Source organism: Streptomyces sp. Ag109_G2-15 (genome assembly GCF_900215565.1).
Taxonomy (GTDB): domain Bacteria; phylum Actinomycetota; class Actinomycetes; order Streptomycetales; family Streptomycetaceae; genus Streptomyces; species Streptomyces diastatochromogenes.
This window is the reverse complement of the sequence record NZ_OCNI01000001.1, coordinates 4982363-5005835: the sequence shown is the minus strand read 5'-3', so window position 1 is coordinate 5005835 and position 23473 is coordinate 4982363. Positions and strand designations below refer to the sequence as shown.

The window sequence follows — 23473 nt, the reverse complement described above, 5'->3', positions numbered from 1 at the left end:
CGCGGGGTACGCACCGGTCGGTGGAACGGCTGCCGCTGTACGCATCCCGAGCGCTCAGCGCCGGTGCCGACCCCCGGACTCGGGCTCCGTTCCCGTCTCCGTCTCCGTCTCCCTCTCCGTCTGCGCCTCGGCCGTGGCCTCCGCACGCGCCGCCTTCGCCCGGACCATGCGCCGCCGCAGCGCCCACGCGCCCGCTCCCAGCAGGGCCACCGTCCCGGCGCCGCCCTCCAGCAGCCGCCATGACGAGGGGTGTCCGGACGACGACACCGAGCCGGGCGCACCGGCCGCGGCCCGGGCCGCCTTCCCCTGGGACGTCGGACTCGCGCTCGCGCTCGCCCCGCCTTCGCTGAGCGGTTCGACGAGCGTGCCCACCGCCTGCGCCGAACGCCCCTGCCCGAAGCCCCAGTCGAGCAGCGCGGCGGTCTGCTCGTAGACGGCGTTGCTGCCCTCGGTGGGATGCATCACGGTGACCAGCAGGGTGCGGCCGCCCCGGGTGGCCGCACCGGTGAAGGTGTTGCCGGCGTGGCTGGTGTAGCCGTTCTTCACGCCGATCAGACCGTCGTACGTGCCCAGCCCCCAGGCCCCCGTGAGCAGGCGGTCGGTGTTCTGGATCTGGAAGGTCTTCTTGCCGCCGGCCGGGAAGTCGGCGGTCCGCGTGCCGCAGTAGCCGCGGAAGTCGGCGTTCTTGAGGCCGTGCCGGGCGAAGAGCGTGAGGTCGTACGCCGAGGAGAGCTGGCCCTTGTGGTCGAAGCCGTCGGGGCTGACCACATGGGTGTCCAGGGCCTGCAGGTCCTCGGCCTTGGCCTGCATCTCGGCGACCGTCTTGGCCACGCCGCCGTTCATGTGCGCGAGCACGTGCACCGCGTCGTTGCCGGAGCGCAGGAACACGCCCTGCCAGAGCTGCTCGACGGAGTAGGTGATGCCGGGCTTGACGCCGACGAGGCTGGATCCGGCCGGGATGTCGGCGAGGTCGGCGTCGGTGACCTTGTACCGCTCGGTCCGCTCGAACTTCTTCAGCACGGTGTCGGCGAACAGCATCTTCAGCGTGGACGCTGGCGCCAGGCGCCGGTGCGCGTTGAACGACGCGAGCACCTCGCCGGTCTCGCAGTCGGCGACCAGCCACGAGCGGGCGGTGAGCTTCTTGGGCAGGCCGCCGGCGCCGCGCACCTGGACTCCGGTACGGGCCAGCCGCTCACCGCCGATCACGGTCGCGGCGGAGGCGGGGGCGGCCACGGACAGGGGGAGGGCGGCGGCCGTCAGCCCGAGGGCGGCACGCCGGCTGAGCCGGGAACATTCACGCACCCGGGGACCGTACACCGCACCCAACAGGCATTTCCTGGCAGGAGGCCCTCCAGGGCATAGGAATTTGCTGTCTTATGAAAATTTGATCACCCACGTCGCTTTCTCAGCTCTGACACATCCTTTACTCAGTGCGCCTCAAAGGTTCCTCCCTAGCTTGTGGCAGCGCCCACAGCGGGCGCCAAGAACCTTCGAGGAACGGGATGTTTGGCATCTATCTCAAGCGCGAGCTGAGCCGCCGCAAGAAGGCCGCTCTGGTCATCGCCATGGGTCTGGCGCTCGGAATCGCCCTGGTCATCACCGTCAACTCGGTGTCGGCCGGTATGACGCAGGCGCAGGACAAGGTCCTCAAGTCGCTCTACGGCCTCGGCACCGACATGACGGTCACCAAGGCGCAGTCGGCGCCCAAGGCCGGCAGCTCGCAGGGCCCGAACTTCAAGTTCGACGCCAAGTCCAGCAGCAAGAGCTCGCAGAGCTCGGACCGGGTGATGACACAGGGCGGTCAGGCCCTGAAGTCCTCGCTGGTCGAGAAGGTCGCAGCGCAGAAGGGCGTGGCGAGCGCGGTGGGCGCCCTCTCCCTGAACGTCACCAAGGTCGACGGCTCCTTCACCCAGGGCAAGGCGAAGTCGTCCACGTCCTCCGGGAACTCCCAGCAGCAAGGCGGCCCCGGCGGCAACGGGCAGCCGCAGGTGCAGGGCGGCGGCGCCAACTTCAACGTCAACAGCTACTCGGTGGCCGGCGTCGACGTCACCGACCAGGCCCTCGGCCCGCTGGCCACGATGAAGATCACCTCCGGGAAGACCTTCACCTCGGCACAGACGAACGCGAAGGTCGCGGTCGTCAGCAAGTCGTACGCCAAGGAGAAGAAGTACAAGGTGGGCTCGACCTTCAAGGTCTCCGGCACCAAGTACACGGTCATCGGCATCGCCACCCCGGACAGCAGCGAGTCCACCACCGACGTCTACCTGCCGCTGAAGCAGGCCCAGTCGCTCGGTGACGCCAAGAACAAGGTCACCACGATCTACGTCAAGGCGACCGACTCCAAGCAGATCTCCACCGTCAAGAAGACGATCCAGAGCAACATCTCCGGTACGACGGTCACCACCTCCTCCGACCTGGCCTCCACCGTCTCCGGCTCGCTGTCCACGGCCTCGAACCTGGCCGGCAGCGTCGGCAAGTGGCTCTCGATCACCGTCCTGGTCGCCGCCTTCCTGGTGGCCGCGCTGCTCACCTCCTCGGCCGTGTCCCGGCGGGTGCGGGAGTTCGGCACCCTGAAGGCGCTCGGCTGGCCGAGCCGCAAGGTGACCCGGCAGGTGGTCGGCGAGTCCATGGTCAACGGCCTGATCGGCGGCGGCCTCGGCATCGTCCTGGGCCTCGCGGCCGCCTACACGGTCACCGCGATCAGCCCGAAGCTCCAGGCGGAGCTGGGCAGCAGCGGCGGCGGTGGCGGTATGGGCGGTGGCATGGGCGGCCCCGGTGGCGGCGGCCCCGGCCAGCAGGCCACCAAGAACACCCTGGAGATCGCGCTGACCGCGCCCGTCTCCCTGACCACCATCGCCCTGGCCGTCGGCCTCGCGGTCGCCGGCGGTCTGATCGCCGGCGCGATGGGCGGCTGGCGCGCCTCCCGGATGCGCCCGGCCGATGCCCTGCGCAGCGTCTCCTGACCCGCTCTTCTGTCTCATCTTCTGTCTCACTCACGGAGCACCCATGTACAGACTCACCGGCGTCACCAAGCGGTACACGCGGGGCAAGGAGACGGTGGAGGCGCTGCGCGGCGTCGACCTCACCATCGCCGACGGCGACCAGCTGGTCATCCAGGGCCCGACGGGCGGCGGCAAGTCGACGCTGCTGCAGATGATCGGCGGCCTCGACCGCCCCTCCTCCGGCAGCGTCGAACTGGACGGCGTCGACCTCGGCACCATCAGCGAGGCCAAGCTGACCCAGCTGCGCGCCGAGAAGATCGGCATCATCTTCCAGGCGTTCAACCTCATCCCGACGCTCACCGCGCAGGAGAACGTGGAGACGGCCCTGGTCCCGCTGGGCGTGAAGCCGGCGGAGCGGCGCGAGCGCGCGGCGGAGGCCCTGCGCTCGGTCGGCCTCGGCGAACGCCTGTCGCACGTCCCGTCCGAGATGTCGGGCGGTCAGCAGCAGCGCGTGGCCATCGCCCGCGCGCTGGTGAAGAACCCGAAGGTACTGCTCGCCGACGAGCCCACCGGCAACCTCGACGAGGGCACCCGCGACGACATCATGGCCCTGCTGGAGGGCCTGTGGCGGGAGCACGGACTGACCTTCATCATGGTCACCCACGACTCCTCCATCGCCCGCCGCGCCCCGCGCCTGGCCACCATCAAGGCGGGCCGGATCACGCTCACCGAGCAGGGGGGCGGCGGGGCGGCACGGCAGCAGGCGTACGGCCGGCACGCGTCGCAGGAGCAGTACGCGCAGCAGCCGTACGGCGGTTACGGCTACTGACCCTTAGTCGTACGGCTCGTCGGGGCCGCTCATCGCCCGAGCAGGCGGTCGATCTCGGCCAACTGCTCTGCGGTGAGCGGCCCCTTCGCGATCGCGCCGGCGTTGTCCTCGGCCTGGGCGACGGACCGGAAGCCCGGGATCGGGACGGTACGCGGGCTGCGCGCCCACAGCCAGGCCAGGGCGCCCTGGGCAGGGGTGCGGCCATCACTGGTGAGGATGTCCCGCAGGGCCTCGACCCGGCTCACCCACTCGGGATCGGAGCCGGACCCGTCGCCCCCGAACCCCTGGAGCCAGGCCGGCGGCTTGCTCCGAATGTCCCCGGCTTCCAGGGAGGTGTGCCGCTTACCCGTCAGCAGCCCCATCGCGAGCGGGCTGCGGTTGATGCTGGCGAGGTCCAGCCGCTCGCACAGGGCCAGCATGTCGGGCGCGTCCTGCAGCACGTTGAGCGCGTGCTGTACGGCCGCGCAGTGCTCCCCCTCGGCGAAGACGGCGGCGCGGGCGGGGTCGTCGGTGCTCCAGGCGTAGGCGCGGACGAGCCCCTCCTTGACGAACTCCTCGCAGAGGTCACGGAGTTGCCCCGCCTTCTCCGGTTCCGCGTCGGAGAGGTGCAGCTGGTAGAGGTCGACGTGGTCGGTGCCGAGGCGACGCAGGGACGCGGTCAGGGCCCGGCGGGCGTACTCCGGGGAGTCGTCGGCGCCGGTGAGAGTGCGGCTGTCCGGGTCGAAGACGTTGCCCCACTTGGTGGCGAGGACGACCTGGTCCCGGCGCTTGCCCAGCGCACGGCCCAGAACCTCCTCACTGTGCCCGGTGCCGTAGACGTCGGCGGTGTCGAAGAAGGTGACGCCGAGGTCGAGGGCACGGCGAACGGCCCGTACCGACTCCTCGTCGTCGACCTTCCCCCACCCGAGCGGCTGCCCGTCGGCTGCCTGCCACTCACCGCCGATGGCCCAGCACCCGAAGCCGAGGGCACTCACTTCGATACCGCTGCGTCCCAGTGTCCTGCTGGTGGTCTCCATGCCTGGGAACGCTAGGAGTTGAAGCGCACACGAAGGCAAGCGGTTGCGCGGAGATCTTGTGCGGGGGATCTTGTGCGGGGATTACGCCTGCCCGGTCTCGAACCGCGAGATCCTGCCGTCGTCCTCGACCTCGAAGTGCCACTTGGTGCGCATCTCACCCCAGGCGTCGTTGCGGTAGCGGGCGATGAGGTCGCGGCCGCCCCGGGACTCGTTGTCGACGTCCATGTGGCCGTTGGAGGAGAAGATCTCCCGGTCGATCCACTCGGCGAGGTCGCGGTCGGAGCCGTCGTCGGACATCGTCGCGCCGGGCGCGAGGAGGGACATGAAGCCCTCACGGTCGTGGGAGTTCACGGCGTTGACGAAGGCCCGGACGGCCGGGTCGCTGAGTTTGGCTGGCTGAATCGTCATGGCGCCAGGCTCACACCGCTCCCCCGGCCCCGCCACCCGAACGCCACCCGAACGCCATCCACGACGGGCCCGTCGGTGCGCGGGATGCGACGGTGACAACGGACTTCTTAGGCACTGATGGGAGCAACCGTGACCTGCTACGACCGACGTGATCTGGGCCTGCTGCTGCTCCGGCTGGGGACCGGTGGGGTGCTCGCCGCACACGGTGCGCAGAAGCTGTTCGGCTGGTTCGGCGGACACGGCCTGGAGGGCACCGGCCAGTTCATGGAGTCCGTCGGCTATGCGCCGGGCAAGGCGAGCGCGACGGCGGCGGGGCTGGCGGAGGCGGGCGGCGGCACTCTGCTGGCCCTGGGCCTCGCGACCCCGGCGGCGGGCGCGGCGGCGGCCGGCGCGATGGCCGGAGCCGCGGCGGTCCACAAGCCCAACGGCTTCTTCGCCCAGGAGGGTGGCTACGAGTACGCGGCGACCCTGGGCCTGGCCGCGACCGGCCTGGCCATCGCGGGCCCCGGCCGCCTCTCCCTCGACCACGCGTCCGGGCATGTCTTCGACCGGGGCTGGATGGTGCCGGTGGCACTGGGACTGACGGCGGCGGCTACGGCGGTGGTGGTGGGGGCACGGAATCGGCGGGTGCGGGCGAAGGTGGAGGGCGAGCAGGAGGTCCTGTTCGAGGACTAGTCCACCCGGGACATGCCAAGCTTCGGGGCGACACCTCCCCCCGCCCTCTGGCCGACGATCGACGAACTGTGGGACCGCCTGGCCAGAACCCACGCAAGGGGGTCACCCACACGTGGGAGGACGTCCAGGCGGAGCTGTGCGATGTGGCGATCACGGCGCTGGTGGCGTTGCGGACGCTGACGCCGGAGGCGCGGGAGGTTTTCACGGGACACCTGGCGAGGGTGGCGCGCCGCCCCTACTGACTACCGGCGCCGTTGCCCACGGTCGGAACCCTCATCCATCCACTGTCGGATGCGTCCCCGGGAGGCGGACGGACTGCGCGTGCCGGAAGACATGATGTAGCAGCCGTCGGTGTTCGTGATCTCGGGCAGTTCCGGGGTGGGCACCACAGGCACGCCACCGCTCTCCATCGGTCCTGCGCGCTCTCGCGCCCCGCGATGCCGACATGGGGGGGCATGGGGGTACTCATCCAACGAGGCGGTCCCGCAGGCGAGTCAGGGTGGACACGTCGAGGCCGAGGCCGTCGGTCAGGAACGCTCCGAAGCTGCCGTAGTCGTGCACGGCCTGGTCCCGGAAGGCGGCGAGGTAGTCGCTGCGCACCTCCTGGAGAGGGATGAGCAGGTCGGGATTCTGCAGGTAGCCGGCCGCCTTGAGCTGGTCGCGCAAGGCCTGATCGGAGGCGGCGCGCAGCTGATTGGACAGCAGGTAGTCGCTCTCGGAAGTCGATGCGGGAACGCCCACGGCTCGCATGATCGTGTCGGCGAGGACTCCGGTACGGTCCTTGCCCGCCGAACAGTGAAAGAGGACCGGCTTCGTGGAGTTCGCGACGGTACGGATGGCGGCGCCAAGTGCGGCCCGATTACCGGAGTTGGTGACGAAGCCCCGGTAGAGGGCGCGCATCCGCTCCTCCGCCTTGCCGTCTCCGAGCATGGCCTGCTGGTACACCGGGTCCTTGCTGCGCACGACCTGCCCGATGAAGGCGAAGAGGCTGGTGTCGTCGACCGGTTGAGGGACGGAGGCCACGCCCGCCGGGAGCCGGTCGGTTCCGTCGGCCTGCACCTCGGTGGGGGTACGAAGGTCGATGACGTTGCCGAGGTGCAGGTTGCCCAGGACGGTCACACCCTCCGGCGGAATCCTGGCCAGACTCTCGGACCGGTACAGCACACCCCACCGGGTGGTCTTGCCGTCGTAGGTGCGGTAGCCGCCGGTGTCGCGGGCGTTGACGGTGCCGGGGATGGTGAGGACGCGGGAGGTGTAGACGGACTGGGAAGCAGGCGCCGTCCTCGCTTGGGCCGCCGGCATCGCCTGGGCGGCGACGGGAGCGAGGGGGCCGGCGAGGGCCAGCGTGAGGGCGATTGCGCTGGCAGCACGTGCTTTGCGTCTCATGTGGGTGCCCCTTCCTGGAAACAGGGGGGCGAAGCTAGCGCTGGGATCTTGAGAGCGGAATACGGATGCTCATGAAACGCCTGGACGGGAAGCGAGGACGCCGTTCGCATGCGGGCGCCCCTCGCGCTCATTTCAAGTGCTGCCGTTCTTGTACGGCGTCGTGCGCAGATCTGCCCTGGGCGGCGTACCAGTAGGCGAGGAAGCGGAAGAGCGCGCGAGGGGCGCGGTGCGCGGGCACGTGCTGTCGTTCACGCCGTACCCGGGCCACCCGGTCAGACCGGGGTGATGTCCGGCCAGGTGAGAGCGGCGGATCCCCAGGTGAGGCCGCCGCCGAAAGCGGTCAGCAGCATGCGCTCGCCGGGCTGGAACGCTCCCGCGGCCGCCGCATCGGCCAAAGCCAGGGGAATGGACGCGGCGGAGGTGTTGCCGACCTTTTCGATGTTGGTGACGGCACGGTCGGTGTCGAGGCCGAGCTGCTCGGCGACGGCCCTGAGGATGCGCAGGTTGGCCTGGTGGCCGACCAGGTGCCCGACCTGGTCCGCGCTCCAGCCGACGCTCTTGAGCAGGGCCAGCGAGGAGTCCGACATCCGGTGCACCGCGTGGGCGAACACCTTCTTGCCCTGCATGGTGAAGTAGTAGTCGTCCTCGGCCGCGGCCAGACCGCTGCCGCGCTGCCGGGACCCGCCCGCCGGGATCTGGATGAGGTCCTTGCCGGTGCCGTCGCTGCCCAGGTCGAAGCCGAGCAGCCGGCCCGGCTCGTCCGCGGCGCCGCAGGACAGCACGACAGCCCCGGCGCCGTCACCGAAGATCACGGAGGTGGTGCGGTCGTTCGGGCTGAGAATCGTGGAATACGTCTCGGCCCCGATGACCAGCGCCCGCTCGACCCGGCCCGCCTGGATGGCGTTGGCGGCGGCTTCGAGGGCGTAGACGAAGCCGGAGCACACCGCGGAGATGTCGTACGCGGCGGCGTTCGCGAGCCCCAGCCGGGCCGCGACGTCGGGCGCGGTACCGGGGCAGGGATGGTCGGGTGTGGTGGTGGCGACGACCAGAAGGCCCACATCGGCCCCGTCGTCGAGACCGGCGGACTTCAGGGCACGACGGCCGGCCTCGGTGGCCAGGTCACCCGTGGACTGGCCGGGCTCGGCCCAGCAACGCTCCTTGATTCCCGTACGGGTGGTGATCCACTCGTCGGAAGTGTCGAACATCTCCGCGAGTTCGTCGTTGGTGACGCGCCTCGCCGGTAGATAAGTGCCTAGCCCGCGCAGGACGGCGTAGGGCATGTGTCTCCCCCAAATTTCCTGGGTGGTGTCCGGTTCTGTGTGTCCTCGCTGTGGTGGCTCTGTTCTCTGGTGGTGGTCGTGACGGGTGCGGGCCTCGCGGGGCGGCAGGGGTTCGAAAAAGGTCGGGTTGCCCCGCCGGACCGGTGGGACAACCCGACTCTCAGGCCGCGGAGCCTCTGACTTCCCGCGACAGGGTGAGCAGCGACAGGGCTCGCTCAGCGCGGGTCCCGGGGACCGGCATGAACACGGTGAGCCGCAGTCCCAGCCTGGGGGTGAAGTCCAGTGTCGTCCGCCGCAGGGACAGCTCACCGGCCCGCGGATGCTGGAGCAGGTCGATGCCGCAGGAGTCCTCCTGCACCTCCTGCGCGTTCCACAGCTTCGCGAACTGCTCGCTGCGCGCGAGCAGCCGGTCCACCATCGCCTCCAGCAGGGGGTCGCCGGAATGGTTCGCGGTGTGCGCCCGGAACCGGGCCACCACCGTCGCCGTGTCCTGCTCCCAGTCCGGATACCGGGTACGTGTCCGCGGGTTGAGGAAGAAGTCCTCCACGAGGTTGCCGCAGCCGGAGTCCAGCGCGAGCAGTTCGCGGGCGGCGGCGTTCGCCACCACCACGTTCCACACCCGGTCGGCGATGTAGGCCGGGTTGGGCAGCCAGTTGTCGACGAAGGGTTTGAAGGACTCCCCGTCCGGTGGGGGCGAGGAGGCGAAGTGGGACGAGCCCAGACCGGCGAGGCGCCACACGTACTGGCGCTGGGTGTCGTCCAGGTTGAGGACCCGGGAGATCGCGATGAGGACCTCGGCGGACACGTTCTCGGCCCGGCCCTGCTCGATCCAGGTGTACCAGGACACTCCCACACCGGCCAGGAGTGCCACTTCCTCACGGCGCAGCCCGGGTGTTCTGCGCACGCCGCCCCGTGGCAGACCCACTTCGGTGGGGTTCACTTCCGCCCGGCGCACCTTCAAGAACTGTCCGAGTTCCCTTAATTGACGGCCAGTCGTCATGACTTCCCGCCCCTTTGTCCAGTCATGGGTACTGAGATATACGCCACCTTACCCACCTGCTCTTCTGCCGTGTGCGGCACGTGACAGGGGTTACACCTCCATGGTCGGACACCGAGATGCCCCTGCGGAAGGGGGACTTGAAGCACGGCATCGCCGCGCGGCGGCCGACGCGCCATGCGCTGTCACCTCCAGGTACAGGTCGAACTCCGACTCGTTGTCGTCGTGGCGTCGATGACGCCCAAGTGCATGGGCAGGTCCAGTCGATGACGCCCAAGTGCATGGGCAGGTCTAATCGGGCGAGCCAAAGCACGGCTTAAGAAGCTCTGGCCAGGACTCCGTTCTCCCGTCGCCCCGGCTTCCCCTTGTCCCGGCCGTCGGGCCTAGGCCGCCGTTAGGGCGCCTTTAGACAGGTCGCCAACGATGACGCGGCCGTGACCCGGCGGCTTCCCGCCGGGCGGGGCGGCGACGGTTCGGCGCTTCTCCTCCGTCACGAGCCGTCCCGGAATACCGAGCCCGCGGAGCGCATCCTGCGGGCGCAGAGCCTGGGAGGGCTGAATGGGAGGGCTGAACAGGTGAAGACCGTCGATGGCCTCGCCTCCGGGGCCGGAACCGTCCCGCCCTGTCTGCTGCCGTGGCAGCGGCTGCCGGACAGCGCGGCGATCCGGCTGCTGTGCTTCCATCACGCGGGCGGTGCCGCTTCCTCCTTCGCCACCTGGCAGGCCGGCCTCGGTCCGGACGTCGCGGTGGTCCCGGTGCAACTGCCGGGGCGGGAGCGCCGGGTACGCGAGCCTCGGTTCCGTGACTTCGACCGGCTGTTGGACGAGCTGGACGAGCAACTCGACCCCCTGCTGGACGGGCACCACGCGGTGTACGGGCACAGCCTGGGCGGTCTGATCGCCCACGAGCTGACCCGGCGCCGCGTGGCGACGGGCCGGCGCGCGCCGGAGCTGCTGGTGGTGGGGGCGTGCGCGCCGCCGCATCTGCCTCACTCCGCCGTCGCCCCGCAGAACGCCTCCGACGCTCAACTCACCTCGTGGATGCGGGGCCTGGGCGGTGTCCCGGACAGAGTGGCGCGCCACCCGGACTGGCTGCGGAGGTCCGTCGAGCTGCTGCGGGACGATCTGTGTCTGGTGCACAGCCACCCGCGTCGCCGCGCCGAGGCGCTGCCCGTGCCGCTGCGCGTACTGGCCGCCGAGAGCGACCCGCTGCTCACGCCGGCGCAGGCCCGGGAGTGGGCGCGGCACACCTCGTACGACTTCCGGGTGCACACCCTGCCCGGCGGCCACTTCTTCCACCGGGAGCACCCCGAGGCCACGCTGCGGGTCATCTCCCAGCTGCTCCCGGTCGCCACCGAGGAGATATGAGCCGAGGGCCGGCCCCAGATGTCGGGACTGTGAAAACATTGCTGCACAGACCAACCGGAAATAAAAACTTGGTCAAGAAAACCGACCAGGAATAACCGATTTCGCACGCCATCGATTGTTTACCACTCACGGAGCCACCCCCTTCATTCGAACAGCAGTCGTTATCGTGGAAACGATTGGACAGTTCGGGGGAAAGGTTTCAGTCATTGTGGAAACATCTTTGGCCACCACGGACACTCCACGCGTGGCATCGGTGCGCTGCGGTGAATCACTGCAGCTCCTGCGGGCACTCCAGCGGGTCGGGGACGGCCACGGCGGCGTCGTCGAACTGCACGGGGACCCGGGGTCCGGAAAGACACGGCTGCTGGCCCAACTGATGGCGGCGGCCCGGGACCAGGGAGTCCGGGTGCTCGACGGCCGCTGCTACCCGGCGGAACGGGACGCGTTCTGTGTCTTCACCCGGGCCCTCGGCGACCTGGTGACGCCGCAGGGGCTGGCCCGGCTCTCACCGGCCCACGCCGAACTGGTCCGGGCGGGACTGTGCGCCCGGCGCAGCCGCACGGATCCCCCGCCCCAGCCGCTCCCGCTGTCCCAGGCGGTGCACGCCCTGCTGGCCGACGCCGCCGACGGCGGGCTGCTGCTGGTGCTCGACGACTTCCACTGGGCCGACCCGAAGTCCCTGGAGCTCGCCGACCACCTGGTGCGCTGGTCGCTCAGGGCACCCCTGCTCATCGTCATCGCCCACCGGCCCCGGCAGGCCGACCCGTTACTGCTCAGCACGCTCGCCTACGGTGCCGAACAGGGCCGGGTGACCCGCGTCGGGTTGGGGCCGATCAACCCGGAACAGGCGGCCCGGCTGCTGAACGTACGGCCCGACACCGGCTGGCTGCGGTCGGCGTATCTGGAGAGCCAGGGCAACATCCTGAATCTGCTGGTGCTCGGTGAGTCCGCGCCGCTCAGGCCCTCCCTGACCGCCGACCTGGTCACCGGCCGACTGGCCCCGCTCACCGCCGAGCTGGAGTTGCTGAACCCTGTCGAACGCCTCGTGGCGGAGTCCGGGGCGGTGCTGGGCGACCGCTTCACCCGTGAGGAAGTGGCGGACGTCTGCGAGCTGCCCTTCGACGAGGTGTGCATGGCCGTCACCGGGCTGATCCGGCTCGACATCCTGCGCCCGCTGCCCCACTCCGCCACCCGGTTCGTCTTCCGCCACCCGGTGCTGCGCGAGCTGGTGCACGAGCGGGCGGACCACCGCCGACGCCGGCAGGCCCACCGCAGGGCGCTGACCGTCCTCAACCAGCGCGCCGCCCCGGCCGCCGAGCGTGCCGTACACATCGAGTTGTCCACCAGCACCTTCACCCCGGAGGACCTGGAGACGCTGGCCCGGGCCGGCAAGGAGGCGGCGCTGAGCGCCCCCGAGGACGCCCTGCGCTGGCTCCTGCTCGCGCTGCGCGGCCTCGCCTCGGACGACCGCTCGCCGGGCCGGCTGCTCGGCCTGGTCCCGCCCCTGGCCCGGGCACTCCAGGCGACCGACTACCTCAACGACAACGAGGCGTTACGGCACCTGCTCACCCAGGATGCCGGGATACGGCCGGACGAGGCGCACCACGCGGCGATACGCGTCTGTGTGCTGGTGGAGTGCCTGCACGGACGGTTCGCCGAGGCCGACGCGTTGCTGCGCACCGAACTCGCGCGGGCCGGCTCCACCGCCGACACGGATCTGCTCGCCCGGCTGACGATCTTCCGGGGCATCGTGTCGTCCCTGTGCGACAACGGCGAACTGGCCGTCCTCGCCTCCACCGCGCTCCAGCTGGCCCGCTCCGGTGGCCGGGCGACGACGCTGGCCGGCGCCCTGTCGCTGCACGCCCTCGCCGAACTGACCGCCGGCCGCACCGCGCGGTCCCTGGCCGCCTACGACGCCGCGGTACGGCAGATGGACGAGCTCCCGAACTCCGAAATACGCCTGCACACGGAGTATTTCGCCCTGCTCGGCCGGTGCGCCCTGTTGCTGGGGCGGCCGCAGGAGGCGGAGTCCCGCTACACACGCGGTATCGCCGTCTCGGCGGGCCGCTCCCCCGACACCATGCTCCCCACGCTGCTCAGCGGACTCGCCGAGGCCCAGCTGCGGCAGGGCCGGCTGAACAGCGCGCGACGCTCGGCCGCCGACGCCGCGGACCTGGCCGGACGCCTGGGCGCGGACCGGCTGCGGGCGTACGCGATGGCCCAGGAGGCGCTCTGCATCACCTACGCGGAGCCGCCGGGCAGCAGCCGTGCCTCGGCCTATACGGAGGAAGCGCTGCGGGCCCTGCACCACTGGAGCGACACCTGGCATTCCCTGGCCGTGCTGACGGTTGCCGAATCCCTTCTGCTCCAGGGCAGTCAGCAACGCTGCCTGGACCTGCTGCTCGATCTGGGCGCCCCCGACCTCGGCGCACTGAGCCCTCCGCTGCGGACCCGGGCCTACGAGCTGCTCGCCCTGGCCTCCGTCTCCAGCGGCATCCGCGCCGCGCTGTGGGCCGAGCGCGCCTTCCGGGCGATGAAGGTCTGCCCGCTGCCGCACACACGGGCCTACGCGCTCTTGGCCCGCGGCCATGTGCTCACCCAGCAGAACGAGCCGGCCGCGGCGATCACCGCCTACCGGAAGGCCGAACGCCTCTTCGACGGAGCGCAGTTGAGACTCCAGAGCCTGAGTGCGGCCGTACGGACCGCCGGGGCGGCGAGTGCCCGCGGACGGCCCGAGGAGGCGGAAGGGCTGTGGACCGCCGCGCGGGAACTGGCCGATCACTGGCAGGTGCCGCTCTTCGCCCAGCTGCCGTCGGGCAGCCCCCAGGAGGGCCCCCATGAGCGCGGCCGGCCCTCCGCGGCACCCTCGCCCGTGCCTTTGGCACCCGACCTCGCGCCCCTGACCCGGCGCGAGCTGGAGGTGGCGCGCCTGGTCGGCACCGGGCGACGCACCCGCGAGGTCGCCGAGACACTGCGGGTGAGCCCGCGCACGATCGAGGTCCACCTCTCCCGTATCTACCGGAAACTGGAGATCGGTTCCCGGGCGGAGCTGGCCAGGCTGATGGCCGTACGTGTTTCTACTGATGCACGTACACAGACTCCCTGAGAGGCTGAAATCAGGTACGACGACAATTACAAGAGGAAATCTTCCGGCGAGTGGCGCGGCAATGGTCTGCCGCAGCAATCCGCCTCGACGAGTGCTCCGGCCCAGTGTCGCGCCGAGCGTCGTCGGGCCTCCCCCCACCAGGAAGGCAGCGTCATGCGATTCGAGATCTTGGGAAGCCTGCGCATCAGTGACGGCAAGGACGTGTTCACGGTCACCGCTCCGAAGATGGAGTCCCTGCTCGCGGCGATGGTGGTGCGTGCCGACGATGTGGTCTCCATGGACCAGATGTGCACCGAGATCTGGGGTGACTCGCCCCCGCGCCGTGCCGCCGCCACTCTGCACGTCTACATATCGCAGCTGCGCAAACTGCTCGGACGCACGGATCAGGGCCACAGCCCGATCGTGACCCGGTTCCCCGGTTATGTCCTGGAGCTCGGTGACGGCAGCCTGGACGCGCACGAGTTCCAGCGGCTGGCCCGGCAGGGCCGGGCCGCGTTCTGCGCCGGGCGGTACCAGGAGGCCTCCGTGGCCTGCGGCCGGGCACTCGCGCTGTGGCGCGGCACGGTACTCGGCGAGTTGCGCGGCGGCCCCATCGTGGACGAGTTCGCGACCTGGGCCGAGGAGACCCGGCTGGAGTGCGTCGAGTTGGGCAACGAGGCGGACCTGATGCTGGGGCGGCACCGCGAGCTGGTGGGGCCGCTGTACGCGCTGGTGAACAAGCATCCGCTGATCGAGGCGTTCCACCGGCAGCTGATGCTCGCGCTGTACCGCTCCGACCGGCGGGCCGACGCCCTGCATGCCTTCCAGCGCGTGCGGTCCGTGCTCGACCGCGAGCTGGGCATCACGCCGTGCCGGCCCTTGCACGAGCTGCACCAGCAGATCCTGGCCGACGAGGAGTTGAGGGTGCCGGCGGCGGCGTGAACCGCCACGGGCGCCGGGTGCGAGTCGTCCTCACCCGGCGCCCTGTCCGCTCTCGGTCCTCACCCCGCCGAGACGAGGTCCAGCAGGCTCCCGGCCAGGTCGAGGGTGTGGTCGACGGTGCTGGTCACGAAGGTGAAGTCGACGAAGACCTCGGATGCCGGCAGCACCGAACGCATCTTCATCACCTCTTCGGCGACCACCGTCACCGGCGTGCCGGCGGCCACGTTGACCCGCAGGATCACCCCGATCCCGTCCGGGTCCCGCCCGGCCTCCTCGGCCGCGTGCCGGACGGTCGCCCACCCCTCGGTGAGCCGCGCCGCCGGAAAGGCCTCCGGCGCCCACCACACCGGCATCCAGCCGTCGGCCCGCGCACCGATCCGCCGCAATGCCCGTCGTCCGAACGCGCCTAGATAGATCGGGGGATGCGGCCGCTGCACCGGCTTCAGCTCGACGTGACCGGCCGGGATCGTGAACAGCGGGCCCCGGTGCTCCACGGGGTTGGTCGTCCACCAGGCCACGAGCACGTCGAGCAGTTCGTCCAGCCGCGCACCGCGCCCGTCGAACGGCACCCCCGCGGCCTGGTACTCCTCGGGCGACCAGCCGCTCCCGAACCCGGCGATGAGCCGGCCACCGCTGGCCACGTCGATGCTGGTCAGCGCGCGGGCCAGCAGCGCGGGCGGGTACCACGGCGCGTTGATGCCGCTGCTGCCCAGCCGGACCTCGCCGGTGGCCGCCGCCGCGACCGCCAAGGCCGTCAACGGGTCGGCCGCCACCCGGAATTCGTCCGGAATGGAGAGGGAACCGGGCGAATATCCGACAGTCGGATCCACCGGGGTCAACAGCCGGTCGCCGACCCAGAGGCTGCTCGCGCCGAGTTTCTCCGCGTCGGCGGCGAACCGGGCTATGCCGTTCACCTCGTTGGCCGCCGGACCGAATGTCGGAAGACCGAAGCCCAGACGCATATGTCCGCTCCACCCGCTCTGGAATGTCATCAGCAAGGACAGTGCAAGAACGCACCGGAATCCCTTCCGGCAGCTTCACCCACGTTAGGGGAGCGGAAAGCGGTGCTCCAGAGCGCGCTGGTCCCCCTACCGCCGGCACTGGTGGTGCGACCCATAGGAGAAACTGACTCCCCCCTGTGCCGCGACCCAGCCCATATATTCGTTCAGGCGGCGAATCATCCATGACAGACAGGGGATTTGATGTATCCGGAACGACTCAAATTCGGCGCGTTTCTGGCACCGTTCCACCCGCTGGGCGAGGATCCCACCCTTCAGTTCGAGCGGGACCTCGAACTGATCGAGCTGTTCGACCGGCTCAACTACGATGAATTCTGGATCGGCGAACACCATTCGCTGGGCTGGAACAGCATCGGCGTCCCGGAACTGTTCGTGGCCGCCGCCGCCGAGCGTACGCGCCAGATCAAACTGGCCACCGGTGTGATGACACTGCCCTATCACCATCCGTTCATGGTGGCCACCCGCGCCATGCATCTCGACCATCTGACCCGTGGCCGCTTCATCCTCGGGGTCGGGGCGGGCAGCAGTCCGGTGGACGCGCACATGCTCGGCCGCGAGTGGGGGGAGATGCGCCGCATGTTCGGCGAGTCCCTGGAGGCGGTCGTGGAACTGCTCCACGGAGACCAGCCGGTCACCAGGAAGACGCCGTGGTTCACACTTCAGGACGCCAAGCTCCAGCTCGCGCCGTACCGGGCGGGCAAGGTGGAGATCGCGGCCGCGAGCGTCGCCTCCCCCCACAGCGTGCGGCTGTCCGGCCAACTCGGCATCAGCACCGTCTCGTTCGGTGTGTCGCGGCCCGGTCACCGGCCTCCCGACATGAAGACACAATGGCGGTACGCCGAGGAGGCCGCCGCGGAGCACGGCAGGACGGTCGACCGCGGGAACTGGCGGATCACGCTGCCGATCCACGTCGCCGAGACGCGCGCGCAGGCCATCGCCGACGTGCGCGCCGGTTACCAGCGCTGGGCCTACGAGTACTGGGGTGATCTGCGCGGGCTCGACGTGAACATCCCCGGCGTCGAGCCGGAGAACGCGATCGAGGCGGCGATCGAGGCCGGCAGCGCGATCGTCGGGTCGGTCGAGGACTGCGTGGCGGGCATCCGGCGCATGCAGGAGGAGACCGGCGGTTTCGGCACCCTCCTGGTGTATCTCCAGGACTGGGCCGATCCGGAGCGGACCAAGCGCAGTTATGACCTGCTGGCACGCTATGTGGCTCCCCACTTCACCGGTTCGGCGCGCCCGCTGGCCGAGTCCGCGCGGTGGTACCAGGAGAACCGCGACCTGTTCGGCGGCAAGCTCACTCTGCCCGATCACGGAGCGCGGCCGCGGGGTGGCTCGGCCGCCGGCTGAGCGATCGTCATCGAACGCCGCTGCCGCACCGGGCGATGTTCGCCCTGGTGCGGCAGCGGCGCTGTGCTCGGCCGACCCCGCTGACGGCGGATGGTCAGGCGGTGGCGATGGCGGCCTCACGGTGTTCGGCGCGGGCGATCATCAGCCAGGCGCCGACGGCGGCGACGAGATACGCGACGCCGATCACCGCGAAGCACAGCGCCGGCCCACGGTTCCAGTCCGAGGTGGTGCCGAGTACGACGCTCATCGCGGCGATGCCCACGAGCGTGCCGATCTGACGGTTGGCGTTGAGCACGGAGCCGGCCGCGTTCGCGTGCTCGGGGCCGGCGGCGTCCACCAGCGCCGCGGTCATCCCGGGGGAGATGATGCCCGCGCCGATGTTGGCGAGGCCGACTGCCACCGCCACCACCCAGTAGGGCGTCGCGGAGGACACGGTGACCATGGTCAGCGAGGAGATGCCGGCGACCAGCAGGAAGACCGTCAGCAGTGCCCCGTTGGAGAACCGTGCGGAGATGCGCGAGTAGACGACGTTGGCCAGCGGGAACCAGATCGTCATCGGCAGCAGTTCGAGCCCGGCCTGGAAGGGGGTGGCCCCACGGGCGTGCTGGAGATACAGGCTCAGCATGAACATGCTGCCGTACAGCGCGAGGTTGAAGAGGAAACCCACCAGGTTCGCGCCGGCGAAACTCGGCCGGCTGAACAGGCTCCACGGCATGACCAGGTTGTCGGCGCGGCGTTCGCGCACCAGCAGCGAACCGGCGGCGACCACCAGCACGGCGTACGACACCAGCATCCCGCCGGCCCCCCAGCCAAGCCGCGGTCCCTCGATGAGCGCGAAGCTCAGGGCGGCGAGTGCCACGATCCACAGGACATGGCCGGGCACCGCCAGTTTGGTGGCTCGCACCTCGGACGGGGCGATGAAGCGCTTGGTCAGCAGCATGCCGATGATGCCGATGGGCAGGTTGAGAAAGAAGATGCTCTGCCAGCCGAACGCGCTGACCAGGAGCCCGCCCACGGTCGGGCCCAGACCGGCGGAGGTGGCCACGATCGCCGACCACAGGCCCAGCATCCGGGTGCGCTCCCGCTTCTCCGGGAACGAGAACACCAGAAGGGACAGCGAACTCGGCATGAAGAGCGCGGCCCCCACGCCCTGGAGGAGACGCGCGCCGATCAGCACGGCCGCGTTCGGCGCGAGCGCGCAGCCGAGGGAGGCCACGAAGAAGACGGCCATGCCCCACAGGTAGACGTTCTTCGCGCCGAGGCGGTTGGCCAGGCCGCCGGCCAGCAGCAGCAGCGAGCTGAAGACCAGGACGTATCCGTCCACGATCCAGGTGAGTTCCGGCAGCGAGGCGTGCAGCTGCTCCTGGATCGCCGAGCCCGCGACGTTGACGACGGTCACGTCCAGGGCTGCCATGACGAAACCGGTGGCGAGGGCGGTTAACCGCAGTCCTGGTGGCACGGTCCGTCGGGCCGGTGCCACCTCACCGGGCAACGGCACTGCTGGGGACTCAGCACGGGGCATCGTTCTCTCCTCCGAGGGGGGGTTCGCTGGGGCGAAGAGCGACCGCAGACCACCGACAACCGCGGCCAGGAATCTCCGTGTCCATTGAAACGGATATGACGATGACGGTCAAATTTAATGGGCGTCATCATATGACAGCTGTCGTACGATGAAGGCGCCACGCCGGAACGCAAGGAGGCCGAGTCACGTGACCGCACAGACCACCGAGCGCATCACCGATCACCTCGCTGCCGAGGACATCGCGCTCCAGGGCGTGCTGGAGGCGCTGGCCGACCCGGTGCGGCGCAGCATCGTGCGCCAACTCGCCGACTCGGAGCGGAACATGGCGTGCGGGACCTTCGACATCAATGTCACGCGCTCCACCAGCACCCATCACTTCAAGGTGCTGCGGCGTGCCGGAATCCTCTGGCAGCAGTACGAGGGCACGGTGAAGACGAACTCTCTGCGCCGTGCCGACCTGGACCGCGCCTTTCCCGGCCTGCTCGACTCGATCATCGAGGCGGCCCGACGCGAGGCGAACCAGTAGCCGGCACGTCCGGCCGAGCCTCGAGTGCCGGCGTTCACCCGGCCCGATCACCGGCGTTTCAGCCGGCCCGGTCGCCGTCGATCTGGGTCGGCATATAGAGCATGAGCAGCGGCTCGGACCTCTGATGCAGCCCCATGACGACGTGGTGGAAGGCCGCCCTGCGGCCGGGGGCGGGCCGCACCTCGACGGTCGCGATCCCCGTGTCCCGGGTCTCGTGCCGCGCCCACAGCCGGTCGAAGTCCGGACTGGCCGAGCACAGCCTTCGCGCCAGGAGTTCGAAGTTCGGATCGTCGAGAAAGCGCACGGCCTGGACGCGGAACTGGCCGACCAGGCGGCTCGCCACGTCCATCCAGTGGGGGAAGCGACTCCTGTTCCGGCCGTCGGTGAAGAACGACCAGAGGTAGTTGGAGTCCGTGTCCTGCACGCCGAGCAGGGTGCGCGCGGGGGCGTTGCTCACCAGGACGTTCCAGTACCGGTCGACCATGAAGGCCGGAGCCGGCTGCCACGCCTCGACGGCGAGCCGGAGCCGGGACAGCTCCTCCGAGGTCGCCTCCTGGCGGGCGGCCGGCGGATTCACCCCGGCCAGCAGGTACAGGTGCGCGCGCTCGGTGCGATCCAGGTTGAGCGCATTGCTGACCGCGTCGAGCACGCCCTCGGACACCTTGATGTCCCTGCCCTGTTCGAGCCACGTGTACCAGGAAGCGCTCACCCCGGCTAACACGGCGACTTCCTCGCGCCGCAGCCCCGGTGTGTTCCGGCGCCCGCCCACCGTCAGCCCGACGTCGCCGGGCGAGAGCCGCGCCCGGCGGGACCTGAGGAAGTGGCGCAGCGCGGCCCGCCGCTCTCTGTCGGCGTCTCTGACGGTCCTGGTCTCCTCCTGGCCCAAAGCGACACTGCTACCCCTCATATAAGCCACCCTTCACGCACGAAGAACCAGTCCGAGTTACCCGGAACGCCTGTCAGAAGGCGAGGATCAGACGCCCTCGGACCCCACCGGCCTCCAGGCGCCGGTGAGCTTCGGGAGCCCTCTCGGGAGCGAGTACGTCGGCGGTGCGCAGGGTCAGTACGCCCTTCTCCGCCAAGGCGGCGAGCTCCTCCAGCGCGGGGCGCTTGGCGGGATGCGCCAGAACCAGTACCCCATGGATGGTGATGCCGCGCTCCGAGGCCAGCTCGTAGGGGCGGCACTTGACGAACCGGCCGCCGTCCTTCACCACGCCCAGAGCGTCGGCACCGATGACGGCGGCGTCGACGATCGCGTCAGCCCCCTCGGGAACCGCGGCGCGATAGGCGGCGGCGAGATCAGCGGTGGCGGCGGGACGCGGCACGACCAGGTCCGCGCCGAGCCCATGGACCAGGTCGCGGTCCCGCACAGCGGCGTCGGCGACGACTCGGAGCCCGCGGTGCTTGGCCAGTTGCACCACGTACCCGCCCAACGCGCCCGCCGCTCCCGTGACAGCCAGCGTCGCTGCTTCGGGCAGGTCGAGGAGGGAGAGGGCCAGGTTCGCGGTGAGCCCGTTCATGGGCAGGCCGGCGACGTCACGGAGGTCGAGGCCCCGGGGCGCGGCGACGACCTGGTCGCGGGGCACCACCACGTACTCGGCCTGGGCTCCGCCCCCGGCGTGGAAGGGATTGACGAACGCCATGACCGGCTCACCGACCCCGAGGTCGACACCGTCACCGACCGCGTCGACGACTCCTGAGGCGTCCATGCCGGGAGTGTGGGGCGGCTCCTGCCCGGCCATGGCGGCTGCCAGCTGCCCCGAACGCAGCAGCAGGTCAGTGGGGTTGACCGCGGCGGCGGTGACCCGGATACGGACCTGTCCCGGGCCGGGGACGGGCAACGGACGGTCGACGACCTTCAACACATCGGGTCCGCCGAACTGTTCGATTCCGACAGCGCGCATGATGGGGGGTTCCTTTCACCAAACGAATCAAGGGGTCATACGGAGGGGGCGCCTGGCCGGCGATCCGGTGACCGCGGTCAGAGTGCGGCGGTCACCACGGGACGGGGTCTCTGTGCGCCCGGGAACGCAGCGAGAGTGGTCAGCCGCTTCGCGGTCATGCGCTGGAAACCCGAACTGGGCCTGGTCAACCCGGACATGACCACGATCATTCACCGAGTGGCGGAACCGAACCAGTTCGCAGATGTCATATTGGCAGCACCAACACGATCGAGGCGCGGGCGTGGTGGTGCCGCTCCCAGGCGGACGGCAACCGGCACAGACTCGCCCTCTCCGCCCGCTGGATCAGCTCCTACGATTTCCCCGTGAGCGATCAACTGCCGTACGACTGTGCGGCGGTTACCTTCTCATGAGGAGAGCGATGGCAACTCGTCTGGACGCCTCGGCCTTCGACTCGGCGCACTTCCGCCGAGTGCTCGGACACTTGCCGACCGGTGTGGTGGCCGTCTCGGCGATCGACGGGGACGAGCCGGTCGGTCTGACCGTGGGTTCCTTCGCGTCGGTGTCACTGGAGCCGCCCATGGTCGGCTTCTTCCCCAGTGTGACCTCCACCAGTTGGCCACGTATCGAACGAGCCGGATCCTTCGTGGCCAACGTGCTGGCGGAGCATCAGGCGGAGCTGTCCACGGTGTTCGCGACCAGTGGAGGCGACAAGTTCGGCCGGCTCGACTGGCACCGAGGGGTCACCGGCGCCCCGATCCTCGACGGCGTCGCCGCATGGATCGAATGCGAGGTGGCGGATGTCGTCCCGGCCGGCGACCACCTGTTCGTCCTGGGCCGCGTACTCGACCTGGCGGTCGCCGGTGATCCTCGCCCGCTGGTCTTCTTCCAGGGGGACTACGCGCGACTGGCCGGACAGTGACGCGGGGAGATCATCCGGGCGGAAATGGGGAGATCATCCGGGCGGAAATACAGAGCGGCAGACGAGTCGGGCTGTACGCCGGGTTCTGTTCCCCGGGTTCCTCGCGGAGCCCGGGGCGACGGCCATCCATCTAGGACCGGCGTTGCCACCGGCCTCGTGCGGTCTACCCGCGGACTCGGGCGGGCAGCCCTCGAACGTCCGCGCAGAGCCGCCTTTTACAGCGGCCCCTTTTGACCTTGCTCCAGGTGGGGTTTACCTAGCTGCCCAGGTCACCCTGGGCACTGGTGGTCTCTTACACCGCCGTTTCACCCTTACCGAGGGCCGAAGCCCCCGGCGGTCTGTTTTCTGTGGCACTGTCCCGCGGGTCACCCCGGGTGGCCGTTAGCCACCACCCTGCCCTGTGGAGCCCGGACGTTCCTCGGGAAGCCCCCTAGGGGGACTCCACGCGGCCGTCCGCCCGGCTCGTCTGCCGTGTCGACCATGGTACCGGGCGTGTGGGGCGGCGGGGACCGGCGGTCGCCGTGGCCAGGACCGAGCCCGCCAGGATCAGGGTGAAGGCGACCAGGATGCCGGAGGTCAGGGGCTCGTTCAGGAAGAGGGCTCCCGCCGCCACCGCCACCGCCGGGTTGACGTACGTGATGACCGTCGAGCGGGTCGGGCCGACCTCCTTGATCAGTTCCAGGAAGGCCACGAAGGCCAGCGCCGTGCAGATGACGCCCAGGCCGGCGAGGGAGGCCAGGACCTGGCCCGACGGTACGGTGGACGGCCAGGTGGCCGCGGCCGCGGGGGCGTAGACGAGGGCGGCCAGGGTGAGGCAGGGGGCCGTGAGCTGGAGGGTGGGGACGTCCTTCAGCCAGCGCGCGGCTATCAGGGGGGCCGTCGCGTAGCCCAGGACGGTCAGCAGGACCTCGCCGAGTGAGCGGGCGTCGCCGCCGGTGAGGTGGGGGACGGTGAGGACCGCCACGCCGGCGAGGCCCAGGGTCAGGCCTGCGGCGCGCCGCACTCCGAGGCGTTCTGCGTCACCGAAGAAGCGGGCCAGGAGCACTCCGACGATCGGCACGCCCGCGATCAGCAGGCCCGCCGTGGAGCTGGACAGGTGCCGTTCCGCGTCGGTCAACGTGAACCACGGGCCCATGATCTCGATGCACGCGAAGGCCAGCATGGGGAGCCAGTGCGTTCGTACCGTCCGGATCAGGCCGCCGCCTCGGATCGCGAACGGGAGGAGCAGGAGTGCGCCCAGCGCACAGCGCGTGAACACCACCATGGACGGGGACAGGTCGTCCACCGCCACCTTGATCATCAGATA

The 23473-nt window shown here is 70.1% G+C and carries 19 protein-coding genes, 1 other RNA gene and 2 pseudogenes; 10 read left to right on the top strand and 12 right to left on the bottom strand.

Annotated features, from left to right (window positions below):
- Positions 1 to 54: 54 nt before the first annotated feature.
- Positions 55 to 1302 carry a D-alanyl-D-alanine carboxypeptidase family protein gene (locus CRP49_RS22455; RefSeq protein ID WP_179851714.1) on the bottom strand — a complete coding sequence of 416 codons (1248 nt, stop codon included), beginning with the start codon at positions 1300 to 1302 and terminating at the stop codon, positions 55 to 57.
- A gap of 200 nt (positions 1303 to 1502) precedes the next feature.
- On the opposite strand from CRP49_RS22455, the gene CRP49_RS22450 reads away from it, so the two are divergent.
- Both CRP49_RS22450 and CRP49_RS22445 read left to right on the top strand, forming a co-directional pair.
- Entirely contained in the window at positions 1503 to 2963 is a 1461-nt protein-coding gene (locus CRP49_RS22450; protein WP_097255011.1) for an ABC transporter permease, read from the top strand.
- 43 nt (positions 2964 to 3006) lie between these two features.
- Positions 3007 to 3771 (top strand): ABC transporter ATP-binding protein, encoded by a 765-nt coding sequence (locus CRP49_RS22445; protein WP_097255010.1) that lies wholly within the window; start codon positions 3007 to 3009, stop codon positions 3769 to 3771.
- Between the two features lie 29 nt (positions 3772 to 3800).
- Here CRP49_RS22445 and CRP49_RS22440 read toward each other — a convergent pair whose 3' ends face one another.
- Together CRP49_RS22440 and CRP49_RS22435 are read right to left on the bottom strand one after the other, a co-directional pair.
- Positions 3801 to 4787, bottom strand: a complete 987-nt coding sequence (locus tag CRP49_RS22440; protein WP_179851713.1) for an aldo/keto reductase — start codon at positions 4785 to 4787, stop codon at positions 3801 to 3803.
- An 81-nt stretch (positions 4788 to 4868) separates the two neighbouring features.
- On the bottom strand, positions 4869 to 5195 hold the full coding sequence (locus CRP49_RS22435) for a hypothetical protein (protein WP_097255008.1): 327 nt from the start codon (positions 5193 to 5195) through the stop codon (positions 4869 to 4871).
- 129 nt (positions 5196 to 5324) lie between these two features.
- Here CRP49_RS22435 and CRP49_RS22430 point away from each other — a divergent pair, with 129 nt between their 5' ends.
- Together CRP49_RS22430 and CRP49_RS49150 are read left to right on the top strand one after the other, a co-directional pair.
- A complete protein-coding gene (locus CRP49_RS22430; protein WP_097255007.1) occupies positions 5325 to 5870 on the top strand; it encodes a DoxX family protein in 546 nt (181 codons plus the stop codon).
- Between the two features lie 68 nt (positions 5871 to 5938).
- Positions 5939 to 6112: pseudogene (locus CRP49_RS49150) on the top strand (MazG-like family protein); the annotation flags it as partial.
- Positions 6113 to 6335: 223 nt separating this feature from the next.
- On the opposite strand, the gene CRP49_RS22425 reads toward CRP49_RS49150, so the two are convergent.
- From CRP49_RS22425 to CRP49_RS22415, 3 genes are all read right to left on the bottom strand, one after another.
- Entirely contained in the window at positions 6336 to 7256 is a 921-nt protein-coding gene (locus CRP49_RS22425) for a tyrosine-protein phosphatase (protein WP_097255006.1), read from the bottom strand.
- Positions 7257 to 7528: 272 nt separating this feature from the next.
- Positions 7529 to 8536: a beta-ketoacyl-ACP synthase III gene (locus tag CRP49_RS22420; protein ID WP_097255005.1), complete on the bottom strand. Its 1008-nt coding sequence runs from the start codon at positions 8534 to 8536 to the stop codon at positions 7529 to 7531.
- Positions 8537 to 8696: 160 nt separating this feature from the next.
- Complete coding sequence (locus CRP49_RS22415) at positions 8697 to 9536, bottom strand: helix-turn-helix domain-containing protein (protein WP_097255004.1); 840 nt, start codon at positions 9534 to 9536, stop codon at positions 8697 to 8699.
- 572 nt (positions 9537 to 10108) lie between these two features.
- Between CRP49_RS22415 and CRP49_RS22410 the strand changes: the two genes are divergently transcribed.
- The 3 genes from CRP49_RS22410 (at position 10109) to CRP49_RS22400 (ending at position 14927) form a co-directional block, all read left to right on the top strand.
- Positions 10109 to 10900, top strand: coding sequence for a thioesterase II family protein (locus tag CRP49_RS22410; RefSeq protein WP_179851712.1), 792 nt, complete (start codon positions 10109 to 10111; stop codon positions 10898 to 10900).
- Positions 10901 to 11144: 244 nt separating this feature from the next.
- Positions 11145 to 14006: a helix-turn-helix transcriptional regulator gene (locus tag CRP49_RS22405; RefSeq protein ID WP_143670022.1), complete on the top strand. Its 2862-nt coding sequence runs from the start codon at positions 11145 to 11147 to the stop codon at positions 14004 to 14006.
- Between the two features lie 153 nt (positions 14007 to 14159).
- Positions 14160 to 14927, top strand: coding sequence for an AfsR/SARP family transcriptional regulator (locus CRP49_RS22400; protein WP_097255001.1), 768 nt, complete (start codon positions 14160 to 14162; stop codon positions 14925 to 14927).
- Between the two features lie 59 nt (positions 14928 to 14986).
- Here CRP49_RS22400 and CRP49_RS22395 read toward each other — a convergent pair whose 3' ends face one another.
- Positions 14987 to 15889 carry a TIGR03619 family F420-dependent LLM class oxidoreductase gene (locus CRP49_RS22395; RefSeq protein ID WP_097255000.1) on the bottom strand — a complete coding sequence of 301 codons (903 nt, stop codon included), beginning with the start codon at positions 15887 to 15889 and terminating at the stop codon, positions 14987 to 14989.
- 240 nt (positions 15890 to 16129) lie between these two features.
- Between CRP49_RS22395 and CRP49_RS22390 the strand changes: the two genes are divergently transcribed.
- Positions 16130 to 17296: an LLM class flavin-dependent oxidoreductase gene (locus CRP49_RS22390; RefSeq protein WP_097254999.1), complete on the top strand. Its 1167-nt coding sequence runs from the start codon at positions 16130 to 16132 to the stop codon at positions 17294 to 17296.
- Between the two features lie 94 nt (positions 17297 to 17390).
- Here CRP49_RS22390 and CRP49_RS22385 read toward each other — a convergent pair whose 3' ends face one another.
- Positions 17391 to 18818, bottom strand: a complete 1428-nt coding sequence (locus CRP49_RS22385; protein ID WP_097254998.1) for an MFS transporter — start codon at positions 18816 to 18818, stop codon at positions 17391 to 17393.
- 187 nt (positions 18819 to 19005) lie between these two features.
- Here CRP49_RS22385 and CRP49_RS22380 point away from each other — a divergent pair, with 187 nt between their 5' ends.
- The gene (locus CRP49_RS22380; RefSeq protein WP_257033465.1) at positions 19006 to 19344 is read left to right on the top strand and encodes a helix-turn-helix transcriptional regulator; all 339 of its coding nucleotides are present in this window, start codon (positions 19006 to 19008) and stop codon (positions 19342 to 19344) included.
- Positions 19345 to 19402: 58 nt separating this feature from the next.
- Here the strand turns inward: CRP49_RS22380 and CRP49_RS22375 are convergent, their stop codons facing one another.
- Together CRP49_RS22375 and CRP49_RS22370 are read right to left on the bottom strand one after the other, a co-directional pair.
- Positions 19403 to 20251: a helix-turn-helix transcriptional regulator gene (locus tag CRP49_RS22375; protein ID WP_097254996.1), complete on the bottom strand. Its 849-nt coding sequence runs from the start codon at positions 20249 to 20251 to the stop codon at positions 19403 to 19405.
- A gap of 52 nt (positions 20252 to 20303) precedes the next feature.
- Positions 20304 to 21248, bottom strand: coding sequence for an NADP-dependent oxidoreductase (locus tag CRP49_RS22370; RefSeq protein WP_097254995.1), 945 nt, complete (start codon positions 21246 to 21248; stop codon positions 20304 to 20306).
- A 418-nt stretch (positions 21249 to 21666) separates the two neighbouring features.
- Between CRP49_RS22370 and CRP49_RS22365 the strand changes: the two genes are divergently transcribed.
- Positions 21667 to 22167, top strand: a complete 501-nt coding sequence (locus CRP49_RS22365) for a flavin reductase family protein (protein WP_179851711.1) — start codon at positions 21667 to 21669, stop codon at positions 22165 to 22167.
- Positions 22168 to 22225: 58 nt separating this feature from the next.
- Here CRP49_RS22365 and rnpB read toward each other — a convergent pair.
- Positions 22226 to 22632: RNase P RNA component class A (gene rnpB / locus CRP49_RS22360), an RNA gene on the bottom strand.
- Positions 22633 to 22750: 118 nt separating this feature from the next.
- Positions 22751 to 23467, bottom strand: a pseudogene (locus CRP49_RS49145) (DMT family transporter); the annotation flags it as partial.
- Positions 23468 to 23473 lie beyond the last annotated feature (6 nt).

Excerpts from the sequence above, each read along its gene's own strand:
- CRP49_RS22450 (WP_097255011.1), top strand. The coding sequence starts at position 1,503 with ATGTTTGGCATCTATCTCAAGCGCGAGCTGAGCCGCCGCAAGAAGGCC.
- CRP49_RS22445 (WP_097255010.1), top strand. The coding sequence starts at position 3,007 with ATGTACAGACTCACCGGCGTCACCAAGCGGTACACGCGGGGCAAGGAG.
- CRP49_RS22440 (WP_179851713.1), bottom strand. The coding sequence starts at position 4,787 with ATGGAGACCACCAGCAGGACACTGGGACGCAGCGGTATCGAAGTGAGT.
- CRP49_RS22435 (WP_097255008.1), bottom strand. The coding sequence starts at position 5,195 with ATGACGATTCAGCCAGCCAAACTCAGCGACCCGGCCGTCCGGGCCTTC.
- CRP49_RS22425 (WP_097255006.1), bottom strand. The coding sequence starts at position 7,256 with ATGAGACGCAAAGCACGTGCTGCCAGCGCAATCGCCCTCACGCTGGCC.
- CRP49_RS22420 (WP_097255005.1), bottom strand. The coding sequence starts at position 8,536 with ATGCCCTACGCCGTCCTGCGCGGGCTAGGCACTTATCTACCGGCGAGG.
- CRP49_RS22415 (WP_097255004.1), bottom strand. The coding sequence starts at position 9,536 with ATGACGACTGGCCGTCAATTAAGGGAACTCGGACAGTTCTTGAAGGTG.
- CRP49_RS22400 (WP_097255001.1), top strand. The coding sequence starts at position 14,160 with ATGCGATTCGAGATCTTGGGAAGCCTGCGCATCAGTGACGGCAAGGAC.
- CRP49_RS22395 (WP_097255000.1), bottom strand. The coding sequence starts at position 15,889 with ATGCGTCTGGGCTTCGGTCTTCCGACATTCGGTCCGGCGGCCAACGAG.
- CRP49_RS22390 (WP_097254999.1), top strand. The coding sequence starts at position 16,130 with ATGTATCCGGAACGACTCAAATTCGGCGCGTTTCTGGCACCGTTCCAC.
- CRP49_RS22385 (WP_097254998.1), bottom strand. The coding sequence starts at position 18,818 with ATGCCCCGTGCTGAGTCCCCAGCAGTGCCGTTGCCCGGTGAGGTGGCA.
- CRP49_RS22375 (WP_097254996.1), bottom strand. The coding sequence starts at position 20,251 with ATGAGGGGTAGCAGTGTCGCTTTGGGCCAGGAGGAGACCAGGACCGTC.
- CRP49_RS22370 (WP_097254995.1), bottom strand. The coding sequence starts at position 21,248 with ATGCGCGCTGTCGGAATCGAACAGTTCGGCGGACCCGATGTGTTGAAG.
- CRP49_RS22365 (WP_179851711.1), top strand. The coding sequence starts at position 21,667 with ATGGCAACTCGTCTGGACGCCTCGGCCTTCGACTCGGCGCACTTCCGC.